Consider the following 17,638-nt stretch of genomic DNA (forward strand, 5'->3'; position numbering starts at 1 on the left):
TATAAAAAGGAAAGTAAGAATGGCAAGTATTGTTGATATAAACGGTGAAATAGCACTAGATGTAAAAGATTTTGATTTTACATATGCCTCTGCGGAGGAAGCTAGTATAAAAAAAGTGAGTATGCCTATTGCAAAAAACTCTATTACGGCATTAATCGGACCTTCCGGATGCGGTAAGACTACACTTTTAAGAAGCTTTAACCGTATGCACGATTTATATCCCGGTAATAAATACGACGGTGAAGTTATGTTTAAAGGCAGAAACATTTTAAGTGCAAAAGAAGATTTGATAAATCTTCGCATCCAAATAGGTATGATATTTCAAAAGCCTACAGCTTTTCCTATGAGTATATTTGACAATGTAGCATACGGAATGAGACTTCAAGGTATAAAAAACAAAACTGAACTGCAAGACAGAGTCGAAAAAGCACTTAAAGATGCAGCTATCTTTAAAGAGGTTAAAGACAGACTAAAACACGATGCAAACGGTCTCTCAGGAGGTCAACAACAACGTCTCTGTATAGCTCGTGCCATTGCGGTTGAGCCTGAAGTGCTACTTTTTGACGAACCGACATCTGCACTTGACCCGATCTCTACGGCGGGTATAGAAGAGTTGGTAGTAAGTTTAAAAGACAGAGTTAGTATAGTTATAGTTACGCACAATATGCAGCAAGCTGCACGTGTAAGTGATTATACAGGTTTCATGTATCTAGGTGAGTTAATAGAACTCGGCAAAACTGAGGAGCTTTTTGTAACGCCGCGCGAAAAGTTAACGCAAGATTATATTACAGGCAAATTTGGTTAATTAGGAAGTGATTAATGAGAAGTAAATACGAAATAAAAATAACTGATATAAGAGAAAAAATAGCAAAACTCTTAGAAAATATTACACAAGCAAATAAGATAGCTTATGATGCTTACAAAGACAACGATACGATTAAGTTTCAAGAGGTACAAGACAAACTGAACAATCTTGGATTTAATGCTGATATGATTGACAATGAAATTATAAAAGCATTCGCTCTATTTGGTCCTGAAGCAGATGAGCTTCGCTCTTTAATAGCATATTTAAAAATGACTAACGAGATAGTCCGCATAGGTATGGGTATAAAAAAATATGCACGCAGAATGAAAGAACATATAGACAGCGAGTGTGACTTAGAACCTCTAAACCCTACTATATTGCCTCTTCATAAAAGTACTATTGCTTCTTTGGAGTTGATATGTGAATGTTTTGTGAACTTTGATGAGTGTAATATTGAAGACAACTATAGAAAAGTTATGGTTGAAGAGAGTAAAAACGATGATCTGTTCTCTATTTTAGAAAAAGATATTATGACCAATATTATAGATGAAAAAGAGTTAGCTATAGAGTATGTAAAAGTTCTTGGAAGTCTTAGAAAACTTGAGCGTTCATGTGACAGAACGGTAAATATAGCAAACCTAATGTTGTATGCAAAAAATGGCGGGGAAATTCACTTGCATCAATAAATAAATAAATAAATAGCCTTATCAATAACTATTTGCTACAATACTTGTAGCAAATAAAATTAAAGGTCCTTTATGCCTATTCATTTTAACAAGTCACATAAAGTGTGGCCAATCGTTACAATTATAATTGGACTTTTATTTAGCGCTTTAAGTGGGTGGCTCACCTATAATTACTACAAAGAGAAAGAAAACTTACGCCTTGATTTGGCAAGTAACGAAATAATTCTTCTCGTACAAAATCGCATGGCAGCATATGAACAAGTTCTAAAAAGCGGTGTTGGCTTATTTAATGCTTCTGATATGGTTTCTCGTAAGGAGTGGACTATATTTGTTAAAGAGCATAAATTAAATGAAAACTTCAAAGGAATTCAAGGATTTGGCTATTCTGAAGTTGTTTTGCCACAAAACAAACATCAACACGAAGAACGTATAAGAAAAGAGGGATTTGCTGACTTTAAAATATATCCAGATGGGAAAAGAGAATTATATACTTCCATAATATATTTAGAACCTTTTGATGAGCGTAATATAAGAGCCTTTGGATATGATATGTTCTCCGAAAAAATTCGAAGAATTGCCATGAAAAAAGCGATGCTAAACGGTAAAGCAGCACTCTCTGGTAAAATTAAACTTGTTCAAGAATTTAACACAGATATTCAGGCTGGTTTTTTAATGTATTTACCTGTTTATAAAAAAGGCTATAAGTTAGATACCCCTCAAGAGAGAGCTTTGGCAATTCAAGGTTTTGTATATGCACCGTTTCGTGCAAATGACCTTATGAACGGTATTTTGGGAAAAATGTTTCCTAACATAGATTTTGAAATTTACGATGGAGATTCTATTGCTAAGGATAACATCCTATATAGCTCCAATTCTAATAATAAGTCAAAATTGTATAAAAAAACAAATATTACTATGAATGGACATACTTGGACGCTTATATTTAAGACAAACAGCGTATTTAAAAGTGAAAATATTTACGTTATCTTTCTTATTCCTAGCCTTATCCTAATATTAACTTTCTTGCTATATTCATTGCTAAATTCATTGATTAAGACAGAAAAGAATGCAGTGCAAATTGCAAAAAAAGCCACTCAAAAGTTACAAAACTCAGAAGAAAGACTTAGATATGCACTAGAAGGTGCCGGAGATGGACTATGGGACTGGAATCTTGTGACAGATGAGGTCTTTTTTTCAAAACGATGGAAAAAGATGCTTGGGTTTTCAGAAGATGAAATAGGCTCAGATATAGATGAGTGGAAAAGCTTGATACATCCGGAAGATTTAGAACATATGGATGCAGATATAACGGCGCATATTGAAGGTAAAAGAGATACCTACAAAAATGAACATAGAGTAAAATGCAAGGATGGTTCTTACAAATGGATACTTGATAGAGGAATTATAGTTAGCCGTTCAATTGATGGTACTCCATTAAGAATGGTTGGTTCACAAAGTGATATTTCTGAGCGCAAACAGTCTCAATTAAAATTAGCATACTATTTAGAAATAATAGATAAAAATGTCATATCATCAACAACTGATTTGCATGGTAAGATAACTAAAGTTTCACAAGCATTCTCTGATATTTCAGGCTATAGCAAAAATGAACTTCTTGGAAAAAGTCATAATATTCTTAGACACAAGGATATGCCAAGTAGCACATATAAAGAGCTTTGGAAAACTATACAATCAGGTAATATATGGGAAGGTGAAATTAAAAATAAGCGTAAAGACGGCTCGACTTACTGGGTAGATGCCACTATATCTCCTGTCAAAAATGAACAAGGTGAAACTATTAATTACACATCTATACGCCATGACATTACAGATAAAAAGCGCATTGAGGAACTATCTGTCACAGACAAACTGACACAACTTTATAATCGCCTAAAGTTAGACGAAATTTTTTCTATGAAACTTGCTTCTGCTCGAAGGTATAATAGTACCTTTTCTATTATTATGATGGACATTGACTACTTCAAAAGTGTAAATGATACATGGGGACATCAAGCAGGTGACGATATTTTAAAAGAGTTTGCAACAATTATAAAAAATAATATTAGAGAAACAGATGTCGTTGGTAGATGGGGAGGTGAAGAATTCCTAATTTTATCATCGGAGAGTGACCTTGAGAGTGCAATTAAATTATCTGAAAAATTAAGAGATATAGTATCTTTATTTAAATTCTCATTTGCAGGACATAAAACTGCAAGTTTTGGAGTAAGCTCATACCATGCAGGCGACGATGAAAAAACTATGGTAAAACGAGCCGATGATGCTTTATACCGTGCAAAAGAAAATGGAAGGAATAGGGTGGAAGTAGAAAAATATGACTAAAATTTAATATTCTATCAGTCTGACACAAAATTTCTTACACTCCCACTATTTGTGGCTATCTTTTTGTTCATCAATATAATGTGAGATAGCTTCTTTTATGTTGCTGAGTTTATTTGGATTACCTTGCAGGTTTTGAAAGTGTTTACTTGTATCTTTATCCTCTTCAACTTTTAAATCCGCAATTTTTGAACATACCTGCAAAAAAACATCATACGGTACATCATCACCGCGCTTTAAAAAATATATAGCACGCTGAAGCGATACAAATGGATTTACGCTTACTCTTGTTAAATGATTTATTCTGGTATTTATATAGTTTACAAACTCTATTCTCATATCACATTCTAAAATGCTGAAAAGTCTTTTTTTTGTATCATATACACATTCAAAAGCTATCTTTGTGGAGTCAAAGTCAAAGCCCTCAACCAGCTCTTTTAAAGAAGCCCCTTCAAAACGTTCTCTATATACAAGTTGGTATATATCATTTTTATATTTGTAAGTATATGAGTTATTTTCATACTCAAAAAAATCTTGGTTCATCGCAGAATTTAAAAGTTCCCTGTCTTCATTGAATGGGAAAAACATATCCAAGTCCCTAAATCTATCTGCTTTTATACAAGAACCCGCAAGATAAAACTTTATATATCTTTTTTTTATATGGGTAATTATAAGTCTTTGAAAAAATTCGTTTAATTTAATTGAAATATTGTCTAATCTATAATCTAAAAGAGAAGCTTGCTCGTAAGAAAGTAATTCTTCATAATTTTTCCAGAAATCATAAACCATAGATTCCTCCAAATTTAATGTAGTTAAATTATATCTCATTCTTAGATAATATAATTTTTATATAAACATATATAATCTTTATTAAATTTAAATTCGGATATACTTATATTAATTTTTTTTGGGAGAATAACGAATGGGAAAATTTGTTAATAGTATAGATGAGTTCTTTACATATTGTGAAGATAATGACGTACAATTCGTTGATTTTAGATTTACGGATATAAAGGGTGCATGGCATCATTTAACTTATAGAATGGGTGCAGTATCAGCCGAACAACTTGAAGCCGGTCTTCCTTTTGACGGTTCTTCCGTAGATGCATGGCAGCCTATCAATAAATCGGATATGTTGCTAAAACCTGATGTTCCGACTGCTTTTTTGGATCCTTTTACAGCTGATCCTACTATAATCATTTTTTGTGATGTGTATGATATCTATAAAAATCAAGCATATGAAAAGTGTCCACGTTCAATCGCTAAAAAAGCTTTACAACATGCCGATGAATTAGGTATTGCGGATGCTGCATACTTTGGACCTGAAAACGAGTTCTTTATTTTTGACGATGTTAAATTTGTTGATAATATCAATGAAGCCGGTTACAAAGTTGATACTGAAGAGGGTGAGTGGAATTCTAATACTCACTACGAAGATATGTACAACACGGCACATCGTCCAGGTACTAAAGGCGGTTACTTCCCTGTAGCTCCAACCGACTCTATGGTTGATATGCGTGCAGAGATGATGCAAGTACTAGAACAAGTTGGACTTGAAGTTGTACTTGGTCACCACGAAGTTGCGCAAGGTCAAGGTGAAATCGGTATCGTATTCTCTGACATCATCGGTGCAGCCGACAACGTTCAAAAATATAAATATGTCGTAAAAATGATAGCACACCTAAACGGTAAAACTGCTACATTTATGCCAAAACCTCTTTACGGTGACAACGGTAACGGTATGCACGTACACCAATCGTTATGGAAAGACGGCAAAAACCTTTTTTACAAAGAGGGCGAATATGCTAACTTAAGCGAAACTGCTCTACATTACATCGGCGGTATCTTTAAACACGCTCGTGCAGTTGCTGCATTTACAAATCCTTCTACTAACTCGTACAAACGTTTAATTCCGGGTTTTGAAGCTCCAAGTATTTTAACTTACTCAAGCCAAAATCGTTCGGCATCTTGTCGTATCCCATATGGTGCGGGTGAGAAAGCTACACGTGTTGAGATGAGATTCCCTGATTCAACTGCATGTCCATACTTAGCGTTTGCTTGTATGATGATGGCTGGGCTTGATGGTATCAAAAACAAAGATATCCCAATAGGACCAATGGATGAAGATCTGTTTGAATTAACTCTTGATGAGATTCGCGAGAAAAAAATACCGCAGATGCCACATACTTTACGTGGTTCTCTTGAAGCACTTATCCGTGATAACGACTTCTTAAAACCTGTGTTTACAGATCTGTTTATCCAAACATATCAACACTATCAATTTGAGCGTCAAGTATGGCCGGATGAAGGTCGTCCGACTGCTTACGAGTTCAAAACAACTTACCAGTGCTAATAAATTTTTAGCATTGTTTATTCCCACTTTGTGGGGATATCTACACTTTTTTTAATCCTAAAAAAATTTTCTCAATGTTTTGGCAAGTTTGTTTTTATCTATTGGCTTTGTCAGATAATCATCCATTCCGGCTTCTAAAAAACGCTCTTTATCGCCTTTTAAAGCATTAGCAGTTAATGCAATAACAGGGGTATGGACAAGGTTATTGTCCTTTTCATATTTCAATATGTTTCTCGTGGCCTCTATACCACCCATATTTGGCATATTTTCGTCCATAAATATTGCATGGTATTTATTTTCTTTATATAGTTTTATAGCTTCAAACCCGTCTTTTGCAAAATCAAAATTTAAGTTCATTTTTTTAAGGGCAATATCCATAAACATTCTATTGGCTTCATTATCTTCAACTACCAATATTTTTTCATTATTAAAAAGATTATTCTCGTATTTTTTAGCTTCATTCTCTATTATCGTATTTCCAACCTCTACCGGAATCTCAAAATAAAACTCACTTCCGACTCCAAGCTCACTTTTTACTTTTAGTTCTCCACCGAGCAGTCTAACCAACTCATGGCTGATAGCAAGCCCAAGACCTGTTCCTCCATACTTTCTTGTAGTTGAACTATCTTCTTGATGAAACGCTTCAAATATGTGTCCTAATTTATTTGGAGATATCCCCTTCCCTTCGTCTTTAACGGAGATTTTTAATATACCTTCAAAAAAAGCTATATTAACAAATATATTTTTACCGCTGTCGGTGAATTTTATGGAATTACTTAAAAGATTAGATATAACCTGTCTAACTCTAAGAGGATCCGACTTTATTGATTTTGGCATATCGCTTTGAATATCTATATTAAGTGCAATATTATGTTTGGAACATTTTCCCGAAAACAAATCAATCACCATTTTAAACTCTTCAAAAGGATCGAAGTAAATCATATCCATGTTTAATTTACCATTTTCTATTTTGCTAAAATCAAGAATGTCATTTATAATCTGCACAAGCGATTTACTAGAACTGTCTATGATATTTACGTACCCTAGTGCTTTTTCGCCATGAATCTCATCTTTTAATATATCTATAAATCCAAGTATTGCATTTAAAGGCGTTCTTATCTCATGTGACATATTAGCCAAGAACTCGCCTTTTGCTTTAGCATACTCTTTAGCTTTATCTCTCTCCACATTGGCAATTTTGGTTTTTTCTTCAATGATAGCTTCTTGTTTTGCGGTTAGTTCTTCCAGTTCTATTTTATCCGTAATATCAATTCTGATGGCATCATATGAATCAAGTTTGTAGTTTTCGTCGTAATGCGGTTGTATAACTGCATCCACCCAATAGTAAGTACCGTCTTTTTTTAAATTTTTTATTTTTCCACGCCAAGTTTTTCCGGCTTGTATAGTATCCCACATCTCTTTGAAAAAACTCTTTGACATATCGGGATGGCGTATAATATTATGTGGCTCTCCAATAAGTTCAGCTGTAGAATAGCCGCTTGTTGTGCAAAATGCTTCATTCGCATATGTTATAACACCCTCTAAATCAGTCGTTGAAATCAAAATATGTTGGTTTATAATATCCAGATATTTTTGCAACTCTTTAGTTTTACTATTTACTTTTTCTTCAAGCTTATCATTTATATCGTACAATTGATCCGTAGTCTGTTTAATTCTTTTGCTTGCAGGATAAAATATAAAAAATCCTTCAAGCAACAAAATTAGTAAAGTTATAAAAAATATTTTTTTTATACTGTCTGATAAATTGTTTATTTTCTCATTACTATAACTTTTATATTCTTGCACTGCTCTATCCAACTCTACAAGCAGACTTTGAGAATCTTTTCTGGCCGATACTAGCAAATCTATATTTCTAAAAGTATTTATACTCTCTATTTTTTTTATAAAATTTGTAACATTTTCATTGAGTTTTTCTTTATAATACAGCTTTTTTAAATCATCCGTATCTAAATTTTTTAATAAATACTCGTGAGATTCTTTCATTAAATATATATCTTTTTCAAGTTTATCTTTGTTAGAGAGGGTTGGATTTTCTATATATTCCCGACATAGTAAAATTATTTTTTGAGAAAGCATTCTTTGTCTGCCGGTAATATTTATTATTTCATTATCTTTTTCTATGGTTGAAATTATTTGGTGTTGGTTTAAATATGAAAGCCCGCTAAAGATAGCTATTAAAATAAGTGCAGGTATATATATATTTCTATTTGTTAATAATGTTAAATATTTAGTATTATGTTCTTTTTTCATAATATTTATTAATCCATTTTTAACTATGTAATTTAATTCTAATTTTAATTTTATCATAATAATCTTTAATATTTTGTGATATACGTCAAAAAACATTAACTTATATAAACAAATTATATATATCACACTTTACTTGCCTAATAATAAATTTGATATAATTCCAAAATTGATAATAAATGTAAGAGTGTATTATCAAAAAATTCAAGATAAAGGTTTGTAATGAGACATATTACAAAGGGCAAGTACCGCCCGTATCCACAAATAGATTTGCCAAATCGTACTTGGCCGGACAATACTATACAAAAAGCTCCTCGTTGGTGTAGTGTAGATTTACGTGATGGTAATCAGGCACTTATTAATCCAATGAACATGGAGAAAAAACTTGAATTATATGCACTCTTACTAAAACTTGGATTTAAAGAGATAGAAGTTGGTTTTCCTTCGGCTAGTAAAGTTGAATTTGACTTTTTAAGACGTTTGGTTGATGATAATCTTATACCGGATGATGTAACTATTCAAGTTCTTGTTCAAGCTCGCGAGCACTTAATAGCAAAAACTTTTGAAGCACTAAAAGGCGTTAAAAAGGCTACCGTGCATCTATACAATTCAACATCCGTTGCACAAAGAAAAATCGTCTTTAAAAAAGAAAAAGAAGAAATTATAAACTTAGCTTTAGAAGGTGTAGATTTAGTAAAAAAATATGAACAACAACATGAGGGTGAAATATTTTTAGAGTACTCACCTGAGAGTTTTACGGGAACCGAGTTAGAGTTTGCAGCCCAGATTTGTAATGCGGTAACTGAAAGATGGGGCATCTGTAGTGAGAGAAAAGTTATAATAAATCTTCCTGCTACGGTTGAAATGTCAACGCCGAATGTGTATGCAGACCAGATTGAATGGATGGGCAGACACTTAAATAATAGAGAAAATGTTGTTATTTCTACTCATACCCACAACGATAGAGGGACTTCGATTGCTGCAACAGAACTTGCTTTGTTGGCAGGTGCGGACAGAGTTGAAGGTACACTTTTAAGTAACGGTGAGCGTACGGGTAATGTAGATATCATAACACTTGCACTTAACATGACGACACAAGGCTTAGACAGTAACCTTGACTTAAGCGATGTAAATGAAATTTTAGATGTAGTTGAACGCTCTACCGAGATGCCGACGCATCCACGTCATCCATATGTAGGTGAACTTGTATATACTGCTTTTTCAGGCTCGCACCAAGATGCCATAAATAAAGGTATGGCTCATCAAGAAATACGTGCGGATGCTTTTTGGGAAGTTCCGTATCTTCCAATCGATCCAAGAGACGTAGGACGTACATATGAAGATATCATACGTATAAACTCGCAGTCCGGTAAAGGGGGAGTTGCATATATTTTAGAGAAAAACTTCGGTTATCAGCTTCCAAAAGCTATGCATCCGGAAATTGGAAAGTTAGTTCAGATTCTTAGTGACAAAGAGGGGCGTGAGTTAGATGCTAAAGAGATTTTTGAAGTGTTGCAGGACAATTACTTTAGAAATAAAGAACATATCTCTTTTGTTGATTCTTCCATAAACTCTAAAAGTTCTACATCTACTTGTGAACTTACTTACAAAATGAACGGAAAAGAAATCATATCTGTAGGTGAAGGCAACGGACCTATAGATGCAGCAAAAAATGCACTTATGAAAGAGTATCCTAACGAGTTTAAGATTAAATCTTACTCTGAACATTCTTGCGGTGATAAAAGTACGGCAAAAGCTATTGCATATATAGAAATTCAAAGTGAGAATACACTTTCTTGTTTTGGAATGGGTGCGGATAACGATATAACTACAGCATCTATAAAGGCACTATTTTGTGCTATAAATAGGGCATTTAATTAAAAAACACTTTAGAGGTGACTTTTTTGTCTCCTCTTAACAAACTGCTAACACTTACATATTAAAATAATGTATGAATAAAAAAATACTCCTATTAGAAGACGATTCACTACTGGCAGATACATTAAAAGAGTTACTACAATCAGAAACTTACAATGTAACTTTAGTTAAAACGGGAAATGAAGCTATAGACAAAACTTACGATGAAAAGTTTGATTTGTACGTATTTGATATAAACGTCCCTGACATTAGCGGACTTGAAATTTTAGAATCCCTAAGAGATGCCAACGATAAAACTCCAACTATATTTATCAGTGCCTTAGTAGATATAAACTCTATTTCAAAAGCTTTTAAAGTAGGTGCCGAAGATTATATTAAAAAACCTTTTTTCCCTGAAGAATTGTTAATACGCATAGATGCAAAGTTACTACCGAAACAAACAAATATAGTTTATAAAAATATAGAGTTTAATCCAAGTGAAAAAATATTAAAAATAGACGGACATATAAAATCAATAGGTGAAGTTCAAGAAAGATTACTTGAAATGTTTTTGACAAATCAAAATCAGATTTTGGATAAGGATATTCTTTTGGAATGTTTGGATAAACCCTCACCTACGGCACTTAGAGTTGCAATAACTAAACTAAAGCAAACCACGGGATTAAATATAATAAATGTACGCGGTATAGGATACTCACTTGAATAAAGTCGAAACGGAATCTTTTTTAAAAAGTTTTTTTCTTTTTTTTACCTCACTTAGCATACTGATTGGAATTGTATATTATGTTAGTTTTTCAAAAAGTGTACAGACTTTGGATGAGAGTATTTTATCTCAGATGAGATTGTGCAGTTACGATTTAAAGTGCGAGCAGTTTAAACTAGATTTTATAGATATTAAAGAAGAGAAAAAACTATCTACCCTATATAAAAATGAAAATGGGCTTACGAGTTATTACCCTATTCCAAATTCCGAAAACTTTTTACTCTCATTTAATCTCTCCCAAGAAGACTATTTAAAAGAGGTTCAAATTTTAAAAGAAAAACTTTATCTGGAAATATTTGCAGTTTTAGTAGTTGTTTTTCTTTTATCTGTTTTATTTTCTATATATTCACTCTACCCGCTTAGGAATGCCCTGCTTTTAACTCAGGAGTTTATTAAAGATATACTCCACGATTTTAACACGCCTCTTGCAACTCTAAGATTAAATTCTTCAATGTTAAAAAATGAAATCGGCACTAACGATAAAGTACAAAGGATAGAGCTCGGAGTTAAAAATATTCTTGATTTACAAGAGCATCTACGCTCATATTTGCAAAACAGTTCTATTCAAAAAGAGGAGTTTGATTTAAAAGAGCTTATTCAAACTAGAATAGACATTATACAAATAAACTATCCCGATATAAAATTTTTCGAAGATATTAAAAATATTAAATTGTTTACTAATAAAGAAGCATTTACCAGAGTTATAGACAATTTACTAAGTAATGCCGCAAAATATAACAAGCAAAACGGCTCGGTAAAAATAGTTTATGAAGAAAATAGTTTAAAGATTATAGATACCGGCAAAGGTATTAAAAACCCGAAAAAAATATTTAACAGGTTTTATAAAGAACAAGAAAGAGGCTTGGGAATCGGTCTGCATATAGTTAAAAAACTATGTGAAGAATTAGGTATAAATATACAAATAGAGAGTGAGTTAAATAAAGGTACTGTTTTTATGCTAAATTTATCTAAACTTACAACCCGCTAACACTTAAATGTCATACTTTTAATATCCAAAAAGATAAGGAACAAAAATGAAAACGCTAAACATAATAACAACTTCATTGTTGTTAGGGACTTTAACATTAGGTTTGTCAGCGACAATAGATGAGCAAATTACTGCTATACAAAATTCAACTACACAAGAAGAAAGAGTTGAGTTGATGAATGAGTTTAAAACTAATATTTCTACTTTAACTCAAGAGGAACGCTTAGAAGCTATAACACAACTTCGTACTACAATGCAAAACAGTGGTACTGAGTCACAATTACAAACCAGAGAGAGAATAAGAACTCGTATTCAAGACGGTGAACAAACTGGTGAAATGCTAAGAGAGCAAAAAATGAATCAAAATCAAGCTGCTTCAAAAGGTATGAACCAAATCAGAAATAGCGTAGATTCTATAATGGGAGGCGTAACAAGTGCAGGTGGACAAAACGGTTTTATGGGAAAAAGATAATCGCATAAAAAACATAAATATGTCGCTTATTGCGGCATATTATCATAATTTTTAAAAGGAGATATATGCTCAGATTTTTATTACTACTCTTTAGCTTAAAACTAATACTTTTTGCTTATAGCGACTATGATTTAGACGGTGTCGATGATGCCAATGACAGATGTCCAAATACACCCTTTAGTGAACTCGTAGATGCTTACGGATGTACAAAGTCGTCCTTAAAGTCTTATCATAACTTTGATATTATATACGGTATAGGTTATATAAAAACCGATTATAGCGGTGAAACTACGGATACTACAATTCATAACCTACAATTTGATTATTACTACAAAAACTTTTCCCTAGAACTAAGCACCTCTTATTATGATTCTCAAAGCATCTCTTATAATGATAACGGGAATAATGATTCTTTTATAGGTGCATATTATCAGTTTATGCCGGTAAATAATTTAAAAATTAAAACAGGTTTTGGAATTATCATTCCAACCTACGACTCGGAACTAAATAATAACAACACAGACTATACAGGCACGGTTAGTCTAAGTTATGCACTGGATAAGGTAAATTTGTTTGCAGGCTATAACTATACAAAAATAAATGACGATGATTTAAATACGAATATAATCGTTAACTACCAAGATACAAATTCTTATAGTTTCGGTATAGGTTTTTACCCCTCTCAGAAACTTTATCTTAGCACATCATACTTTAGCAGTGACAGTGTTTACGTAGATGTTGAAAAAATCGACACAGTATCCGTTTATGCATTTTATTCAATAAGCTCAAAATACTTTACAACTCTGAATTATGCCTACGGATTAAGCGATAGTGCAAGCGATACTTACCTATCTGCAAGAATTGGCTATAACTTTTAATACTTTTAGTTAGCTAAGTATTTATTTATCATATTAGAGACTTTTTCACTCTCTAATATCGATTTGTGAGTTTCGTCAAATCCTCTAATCTGTTTTGCTTCATCTTGTGCTTTATATCTAAGTTGTGAAGCTATAGACACACTTCCGTCGGTTGAGTTAACCCCTTTAATTCCAAACAACAAGTAAGCTTCAGTATCTTTAGGCAAAGATTTTCGATATAGCTTATTTAAAAACTCACTATTTGGGTCTAAATCCTTCCAAACGGGTATAACAAGAGGCGAGTTTTTAACTCCGAATCCGGCAGCTATATTTCCGTTATAGGGTGCAGATATAGATATAAATTTATCCACTAAATTAAAATTATTTTCATTTAACCTATTGAGCATATCTCTTGCAATTATTCCACCTAAAGAATGAGCTATTATAGATATCTTTTCAAACCCTAATTTAGATTGCAACAAGGTTGTGTTATTTGTTAAAATATTTGAAATTATACTTGCCGAGAATCCACTCGGATAGTATGCTATAAAAGGTTGATATTTTGAATGGTCCAAATGTTCTATCAGGTAAGAAAAATGTTTTGGACTTCCAAATACTCCATGTATAAATAGTACAGGTTTTTTATTTGGATTATATTTCTCCAACAAAAAAATACCAAACTCTACATCTTGTACGAATTCAATCGGTTTCCAAAAACCTTTTGAAACATTTTCATTTGAAAAAACAGGGCTGTTAAGTGAAACTATATCACCAAGATAAGCCGAAGAATTATCAAGATTAATGCTGAACATATCTTTATTAAAATTTTCGTTCTTTCTAAGCGGTCTTAGTTTTAAAACTAGATTTAACTTATCTTTTGCATATATAAAGAGGTTATCGCTTATGCTTATATATTCGTCTTTAGAGTATTTTTTATCATTATTTGTATCTTCAAAAGCAAATATTTTATATTCATCGGGTTCAACATAAAAAGTAACTTCACTTTGTTTTTTTACTACAGTGTAGTTTTTAACATCATAAGTTTTAGCCTTTTTTTTTGTTAAAACTATAAAAATATTTGAATTTGTTTTTGATTCTATCCGTATATTTATTTTAGCAATATTTGATTGTTTTTGTATATTTTTTTTTATATCCAAAAGTGCACAAGACGTAAAAAAAAACGGCAAAAAAATAAGACTAAAAAAAATTTTCAAAATGTTTGTAAGTCTTTTAAGCTTTTTTACAAATCATTAAAGTTGAGTTAAATCCCAAGTCACTTATTTGTTCTTCAACTTCTAAACCCGCTTGTATTACAAACTTTTCCATTTCACTGGCTCTATACATCTTGCTTTTTCCATTTGCTAAGGCTGTAAAATAAGGTGAAGTATTTATAAGACAAAATGAACCTATCGGGTTACTCTTGTCCCAAAAAGGCTCAACTATATACACTCGCCCATTGTCGTTTAAAGCATTACGCGAGCGTTTTAGAAGATTAACAATATCATTAGGTCCAAAACAATCTAAAAACTGACTCATCCAAACACCGTCAACACCCTTAGGGAAAGCGACCGTATGATCTAAAAGATCCATAGGCTCACCCAAAACTCTTCCTTCTAAACCTTTTTCCTTAGCATTTGCCAGTGCTACATTTATCTGACCTGGATGATCTAGTATAGTTACAGTAGTATCAGTAGTGGCACTTGTTAATCCTATAGCAAATTTTCCTGTATTTCCTCCGACATCTAAAAGGGTTTTTATGCCTCTTTGGCTCATTAATTCAATTAATTTGCCAAATGTAGCATCCGAATAAAAATGGTCAAATCCAAACCAACTTCTTTTAGCATCGCTTGGAAGTTGAGAAAGAATAGGATATATAGTCTCTTCTTTTGAAAAAGTTTCGTGTAATCCTGCCGGACGCTGCTCCTTCAACGATTCATCCAAGTTATATAAACCTAAATAGTTTACATAATGGTTAAAATCCATATTGACTTTTGTCATCTCATCCGTAAATAAAAAGTATCCTACGGTAGTAATGTAATATTTTTCATCTTTTAAATCAAGAGCACCCATTGAATAACCTGTTTCGCAAAGTATTTGAACTGCATATGTCGTAATATTTAATGCTTTGGCAATCTCTTCAACACTCTGCCCTGTTCTTTTGTTTTTATAAATAAGTTCAAAAATACCGTAATCTCTTAATAATCTTGCGCATTGAAATAAAATTGGAGCAAAAGCAATTTTCTGAGCTTCCATCAATGCTTCCGGTCCACTTAATTTTCTATCGTTAAACATCTATATCCCTTGAATTTGTTGTGCCGATTATACAAAAATATTAATAATTTTTAATTTAAATATGTTAAAATCATTTTCAAATATATATAATTAAAGTGAGATTTATGTTACTCGATAATCTATACGAGATAAACAGCAAAAACGACAAACTTGCCATTGTAACCCTTAGCAATGAAAAACATCCGGTATTTCAAGCACATTTTCCAAAACAGCCGATTTTACCCGGCTTTGTTCATTTTGATATTATTGAAGATGCTTTCAATATAGAAATAACTACTATAAAAAGAGCAAAGTATTTAAAAATAGCACATCCAAATCAATCTCTAAAATATGAAAGAGACAATAACAAATTTAAAGTCTCATGTAACGGTGAAGATATAGCGACATTTACCCTATGAAAAATTGCGTTGTTATCCCTGTTTATAATTCTCCGTATATTGATGAAGTTATTAAAGATGCATTAAAATACGACTACAAAATAATAGTCGTAGATGACGGTTCAGATAAAAAAGTTAGTGTACCGGATGATGTAATATTAATAACTCATAAACAAAATATGGGTAAGGGAGAAGCTATTTTAAGCGGTGCAAAAAAAGCAAAAGAACTCGGATATAATTTTTTTGTTACTATGGATGCCGACAAACAGCATCTTGCGTCTGAAATCCATAAACTTATAGCTGCATACAAAACAGACTCTATAGTTATAGGAAACCGTGACTTTCAACATGAAAATGTACCGGATAGTTCAAAATTCGGTAGAAAATTTAGTAATTTTTGGGTTAAGCTAGAAACATTTAAAACACTTGGTGATACACAAAGCGGTTTTCGTATATATCCTACGAATATATTGGACTTAAATATAAAAAATAAAAGATTTGATTTTGAAATAGAAGTTTTAGCACTACATTCATATAGAAACGGAAATATAATTGATGTAGAAACAGATTGTTATTATCCTCCAAGCGATGAAAGAGTTACACACTTTGATAAAGTTAAAGATAACATTAGATTGTCATTGATTCATACTAAACTTGTTATTCAAAGATATTTACTGCTAAGAGGGATTTTATGGAGATAGCTAAAAAAGACAACTCCTTTGGATATTCTTTATTATTGTTTATCTATAAAATTTTAGGTTACAAAAGCGTAAAATTTATACTTAACTTTGTAGCTTTATATTACGTTATTTTTGCAAAAAAAGTAAAAAAAGACCTAAAAAGTTTTTACGATGTACAAAATATTGAATTGACTAATATAATTTTTTTCAAACACATAAAATCTTTTGCCGTATCTCTTTTAGACAGATTTGTATCGCGCATAAATCCTGAAGAATTTAAATACAACGGTATAAATCAAGAATATTTGGATATTTTCAATGAATCAGGAGGCTTACTACTTCTCTCACACTTTGGAGGATGGGCATCGTCAACCCATAATTTATCAACAAAAAACATACCTCCAATGAATGCGGTAATGGAAGACCAAGCAAATGAAAATATGAAAGAAGTTGAAAACAATGCTAAAGACAATAGCAAACAAAACGTTAAAATCATAGATGTTAATCAGGGTTCACTTAGCACAAATATACAAATAGCAAATGCCTTAATAAATAATGAAATAGTTGCAATGATGGCTGATCGCGTTGTTGATTCAAAAAGAACTCTCAAAGTAGATTTTTTTGGTAAATCTGTATCTATAAACAAAGATCCTTTTGACATAGCTAAAAGATTAAATAAACCAATAGTTGTAGTCCATACCATCAACAAAGGTTCTAAAAATTATGATGCATATTATTTTAAACTAAACTCAAAAGAACAATCTATTGAAGATTTATCTCAACAATATATGTCCATATTGGAAAAGATTGTAAAAAAAGACCCTCAACAATGGTATAACTTTTATGATTATTTTATATAAATTTTTTTATACTGATACAAAC

The 17,638-nt window shown here is 32.1% G+C and carries 16 protein-coding genes; 12 read left to right on the forward strand and 4 right to left on the reverse strand.

Annotated elements, in window-relative coordinates; all coding sequences use genetic code 11:
- Positions 1-19 precede the first annotated feature (19 nt).
- The 3 genes from pstB to FJR48_RS10715 all read left to right on the forward strand — a co-directional run bounded on the left by pstB (position 20) and on the right by FJR48_RS10715 (position 3,831).
- Positions 20-805 (forward strand): phosphate ABC transporter ATP-binding protein PstB, encoded by a 786-nt coding sequence (pstB, locus tag FJR48_RS10705; protein WP_152308120.1) that lies wholly within the window; start codon positions 20-22, stop codon positions 803-805.
- Positions 806-819: 14 nt separating this feature from the next.
- Positions 820-1,491 (forward strand): phosphate signaling complex PhoU family protein, encoded by a 672-nt coding sequence (locus FJR48_RS10710; protein WP_152308121.1) that lies wholly within the window; start codon positions 820-822, stop codon positions 1,489-1,491.
- A 72-nt stretch (positions 1,492-1,563) separates the two neighbouring features.
- A complete protein-coding gene (locus FJR48_RS10715; protein ID WP_152308122.1) occupies positions 1,564-3,831 on the forward strand; it encodes a CHASE domain-containing protein in 2,268 nt (755 codons plus the stop codon).
- A gap of 45 nt (positions 3,832-3,876) precedes the next feature.
- Here the strand turns inward: FJR48_RS10715 and FJR48_RS10720 are convergent, their stop codons facing one another.
- Complete coding sequence (locus tag FJR48_RS10720; RefSeq protein WP_152308123.1) at positions 3,877-4,617, reverse strand: Gabija anti-defense Gad2 family protein; 741 nt, start codon at positions 4,615-4,617, stop codon at positions 3,877-3,879.
- 133 nt (positions 4,618-4,750) lie between these two features.
- Between FJR48_RS10720 and glnA the strand changes: the two genes are divergently transcribed.
- A complete protein-coding gene (glnA, locus tag FJR48_RS10725) occupies positions 4,751-6,181 on the forward strand; it encodes a type I glutamate--ammonia ligase (protein ID WP_152308124.1) in 1,431 nt (476 codons plus the stop codon).
- Between the two features lie 57 nt (positions 6,182-6,238).
- Here glnA and FJR48_RS10730 read toward each other — a convergent pair whose 3' ends face one another.
- Complete coding sequence (locus tag FJR48_RS10730) at positions 6,239-8,509, reverse strand: ATP-binding protein (RefSeq protein ID WP_188108581.1); 2,271 nt, start codon at positions 8,507-8,509, stop codon at positions 6,239-6,241.
- Positions 8,510-8,671: 162 nt separating this feature from the next.
- On the opposite strand from FJR48_RS10730, the gene leuA reads away from it, so the two are divergent.
- The 5 genes from leuA (at position 8,672) to FJR48_RS10755 (ending at position 13,428) form a co-directional block, all read left to right on the forward strand.
- Positions 8,672-10,330 (forward strand): 2-isopropylmalate synthase, encoded by a 1,659-nt coding sequence (gene leuA / locus FJR48_RS10735; RefSeq protein ID WP_152308126.1) that lies wholly within the window; start codon positions 8,672-8,674, stop codon positions 10,328-10,330.
- A gap of 70 nt (positions 10,331-10,400) precedes the next feature.
- Positions 10,401-11,033, forward strand: coding sequence for a response regulator transcription factor (locus FJR48_RS10740; protein ID WP_152308127.1), 633 nt, complete (start codon positions 10,401-10,403; stop codon positions 11,031-11,033).
- Positions 11,026-12,078 carry a sensor histidine kinase gene (locus tag FJR48_RS10745; RefSeq protein ID WP_152308128.1) on the forward strand — a complete coding sequence of 351 codons (1,053 nt, stop codon included), beginning with the start codon at positions 11,026-11,028 and terminating at the stop codon, positions 12,076-12,078. The genes FJR48_RS10740 and FJR48_RS10745 overlap by 8 nt, the downstream gene beginning before the upstream one ends.
- Positions 12,079-12,124: 46 nt before the next feature.
- Complete coding sequence (locus tag FJR48_RS10750) at positions 12,125-12,550, forward strand: hypothetical protein (RefSeq protein ID WP_152308129.1); 426 nt, start codon at positions 12,125-12,127, stop codon at positions 12,548-12,550.
- Between the two features lie 65 nt (positions 12,551-12,615).
- A complete protein-coding gene (locus FJR48_RS10755; RefSeq protein ID WP_152308130.1) occupies positions 12,616-13,428 on the forward strand; it encodes a DUF3187 domain-containing protein in 813 nt (270 codons plus the stop codon).
- 5 nt (positions 13,429-13,433) lie between these two features.
- Here the strand turns inward: FJR48_RS10755 and FJR48_RS10760 are convergent, their stop codons facing one another.
- The gene (locus FJR48_RS10760) at positions 13,434-14,594 is read right to left on the reverse strand and encodes an esterase/lipase family protein (protein WP_152308131.1); all 1,161 of its coding nucleotides are present in this window, start codon (positions 14,592-14,594) and stop codon (positions 13,434-13,436) included.
- A gap of 43 nt (positions 14,595-14,637) precedes the next feature.
- The gene (locus tag FJR48_RS10765; RefSeq protein WP_152308132.1) at positions 14,638-15,699 is read right to left on the reverse strand and encodes a methyltransferase; all 1,062 of its coding nucleotides are present in this window, start codon (positions 15,697-15,699) and stop codon (positions 14,638-14,640) included.
- A gap of 104 nt (positions 15,700-15,803) precedes the next feature.
- On the opposite strand from FJR48_RS10765, the gene FJR48_RS10770 reads away from it, so the two are divergent.
- Genes FJR48_RS10770 through FJR48_RS10780 form a run of 3 tightly spaced genes read left to right on the forward strand, consistent with a single transcriptional unit; the run spans position 15,804 to position 17,616 of the window.
- Positions 15,804-16,097, forward strand: a complete 294-nt coding sequence (locus FJR48_RS10770; RefSeq protein WP_152308133.1) for an ApeI family dehydratase — start codon at positions 15,804-15,806, stop codon at positions 16,095-16,097.
- Complete coding sequence (locus FJR48_RS10775) at positions 16,094-16,777, forward strand: glycosyltransferase family 2 protein (protein ID WP_152308134.1); 684 nt, start codon at positions 16,094-16,096, stop codon at positions 16,775-16,777. Before FJR48_RS10770 ends, FJR48_RS10775 begins: the two co-directional genes overlap by 4 nt.
- Positions 16,768-17,616: a lysophospholipid acyltransferase family protein gene (locus FJR48_RS10780; protein ID WP_152308135.1), complete on the forward strand. Its 849-nt coding sequence runs from the start codon at positions 16,768-16,770 to the stop codon at positions 17,614-17,616. Before FJR48_RS10775 ends, FJR48_RS10780 begins: the two co-directional genes overlap by 10 nt.
- The last annotated feature ends 22 nt before the right edge of the window (positions 17,617-17,638 follow it).

Source organism: Sulfurimonas lithotrophica, assembly GCF_009258225.1.
GTDB lineage: Bacteria > Campylobacterota > Campylobacteria > Campylobacterales > Sulfurimonadaceae > Sulfurimonas > Sulfurimonas lithotrophica.

What these genes read in the sequence shown, in the direction of transcription:
- pstB (WP_152308120.1), top strand. Translation starts at nt 20, where the DNA reads ATGGCAAGTATTGTTGATATAAACGGTGAAATAGCACTAGATGTAAAA.
- FJR48_RS10710 (WP_152308121.1), top strand. Translation starts at nt 820, where the DNA reads ATGAGAAGTAAATACGAAATAAAAATAACTGATATAAGAGAAAAAATA.
- FJR48_RS10715 (WP_152308122.1), top strand. Translation starts at nt 1,564, where the DNA reads ATGCCTATTCATTTTAACAAGTCACATAAAGTGTGGCCAATCGTTACA.
- FJR48_RS10720 (WP_152308123.1), bottom strand. Translation starts at nt 4,617, where the DNA reads ATGGTTTATGATTTCTGGAAAAATTATGAAGAATTACTTTCTTACGAG.
- glnA (WP_152308124.1), top strand. Translation starts at nt 4,751, where the DNA reads ATGGGAAAATTTGTTAATAGTATAGATGAGTTCTTTACATATTGTGAA.
- FJR48_RS10730 (WP_188108581.1), bottom strand. Translation starts at nt 8,509, where the DNA reads ATGATAAAATTAAAATTAGAATTAAATTACATAGTTAAAAATGGATTA.
- leuA (WP_152308126.1), top strand. Translation starts at nt 8,672, where the DNA reads ATGAGACATATTACAAAGGGCAAGTACCGCCCGTATCCACAAATAGAT.
- FJR48_RS10740 (WP_152308127.1), top strand. Translation starts at nt 10,401, where the DNA reads ATGAATAAAAAAATACTCCTATTAGAAGACGATTCACTACTGGCAGAT.
- FJR48_RS10750 (WP_152308129.1), top strand. Translation starts at nt 12,125, where the DNA reads ATGAAAACGCTAAACATAATAACAACTTCATTGTTGTTAGGGACTTTA.
- FJR48_RS10755 (WP_152308130.1), top strand. Translation starts at nt 12,616, where the DNA reads ATGCTCAGATTTTTATTACTACTCTTTAGCTTAAAACTAATACTTTTT.
- FJR48_RS10765 (WP_152308132.1), bottom strand. Translation starts at nt 15,699, where the DNA reads ATGTTTAACGATAGAAAATTAAGTGGACCGGAAGCATTGATGGAAGCT.
- FJR48_RS10770 (WP_152308133.1), top strand. Translation starts at nt 15,804, where the DNA reads ATGTTACTCGATAATCTATACGAGATAAACAGCAAAAACGACAAACTT.
- FJR48_RS10775 (WP_152308134.1), top strand. Translation starts at nt 16,094, where the DNA reads ATGAAAAATTGCGTTGTTATCCCTGTTTATAATTCTCCGTATATTGAT.
- FJR48_RS10780 (WP_152308135.1), top strand. Translation starts at nt 16,768, where the DNA reads ATGGAGATAGCTAAAAAAGACAACTCCTTTGGATATTCTTTATTATTG.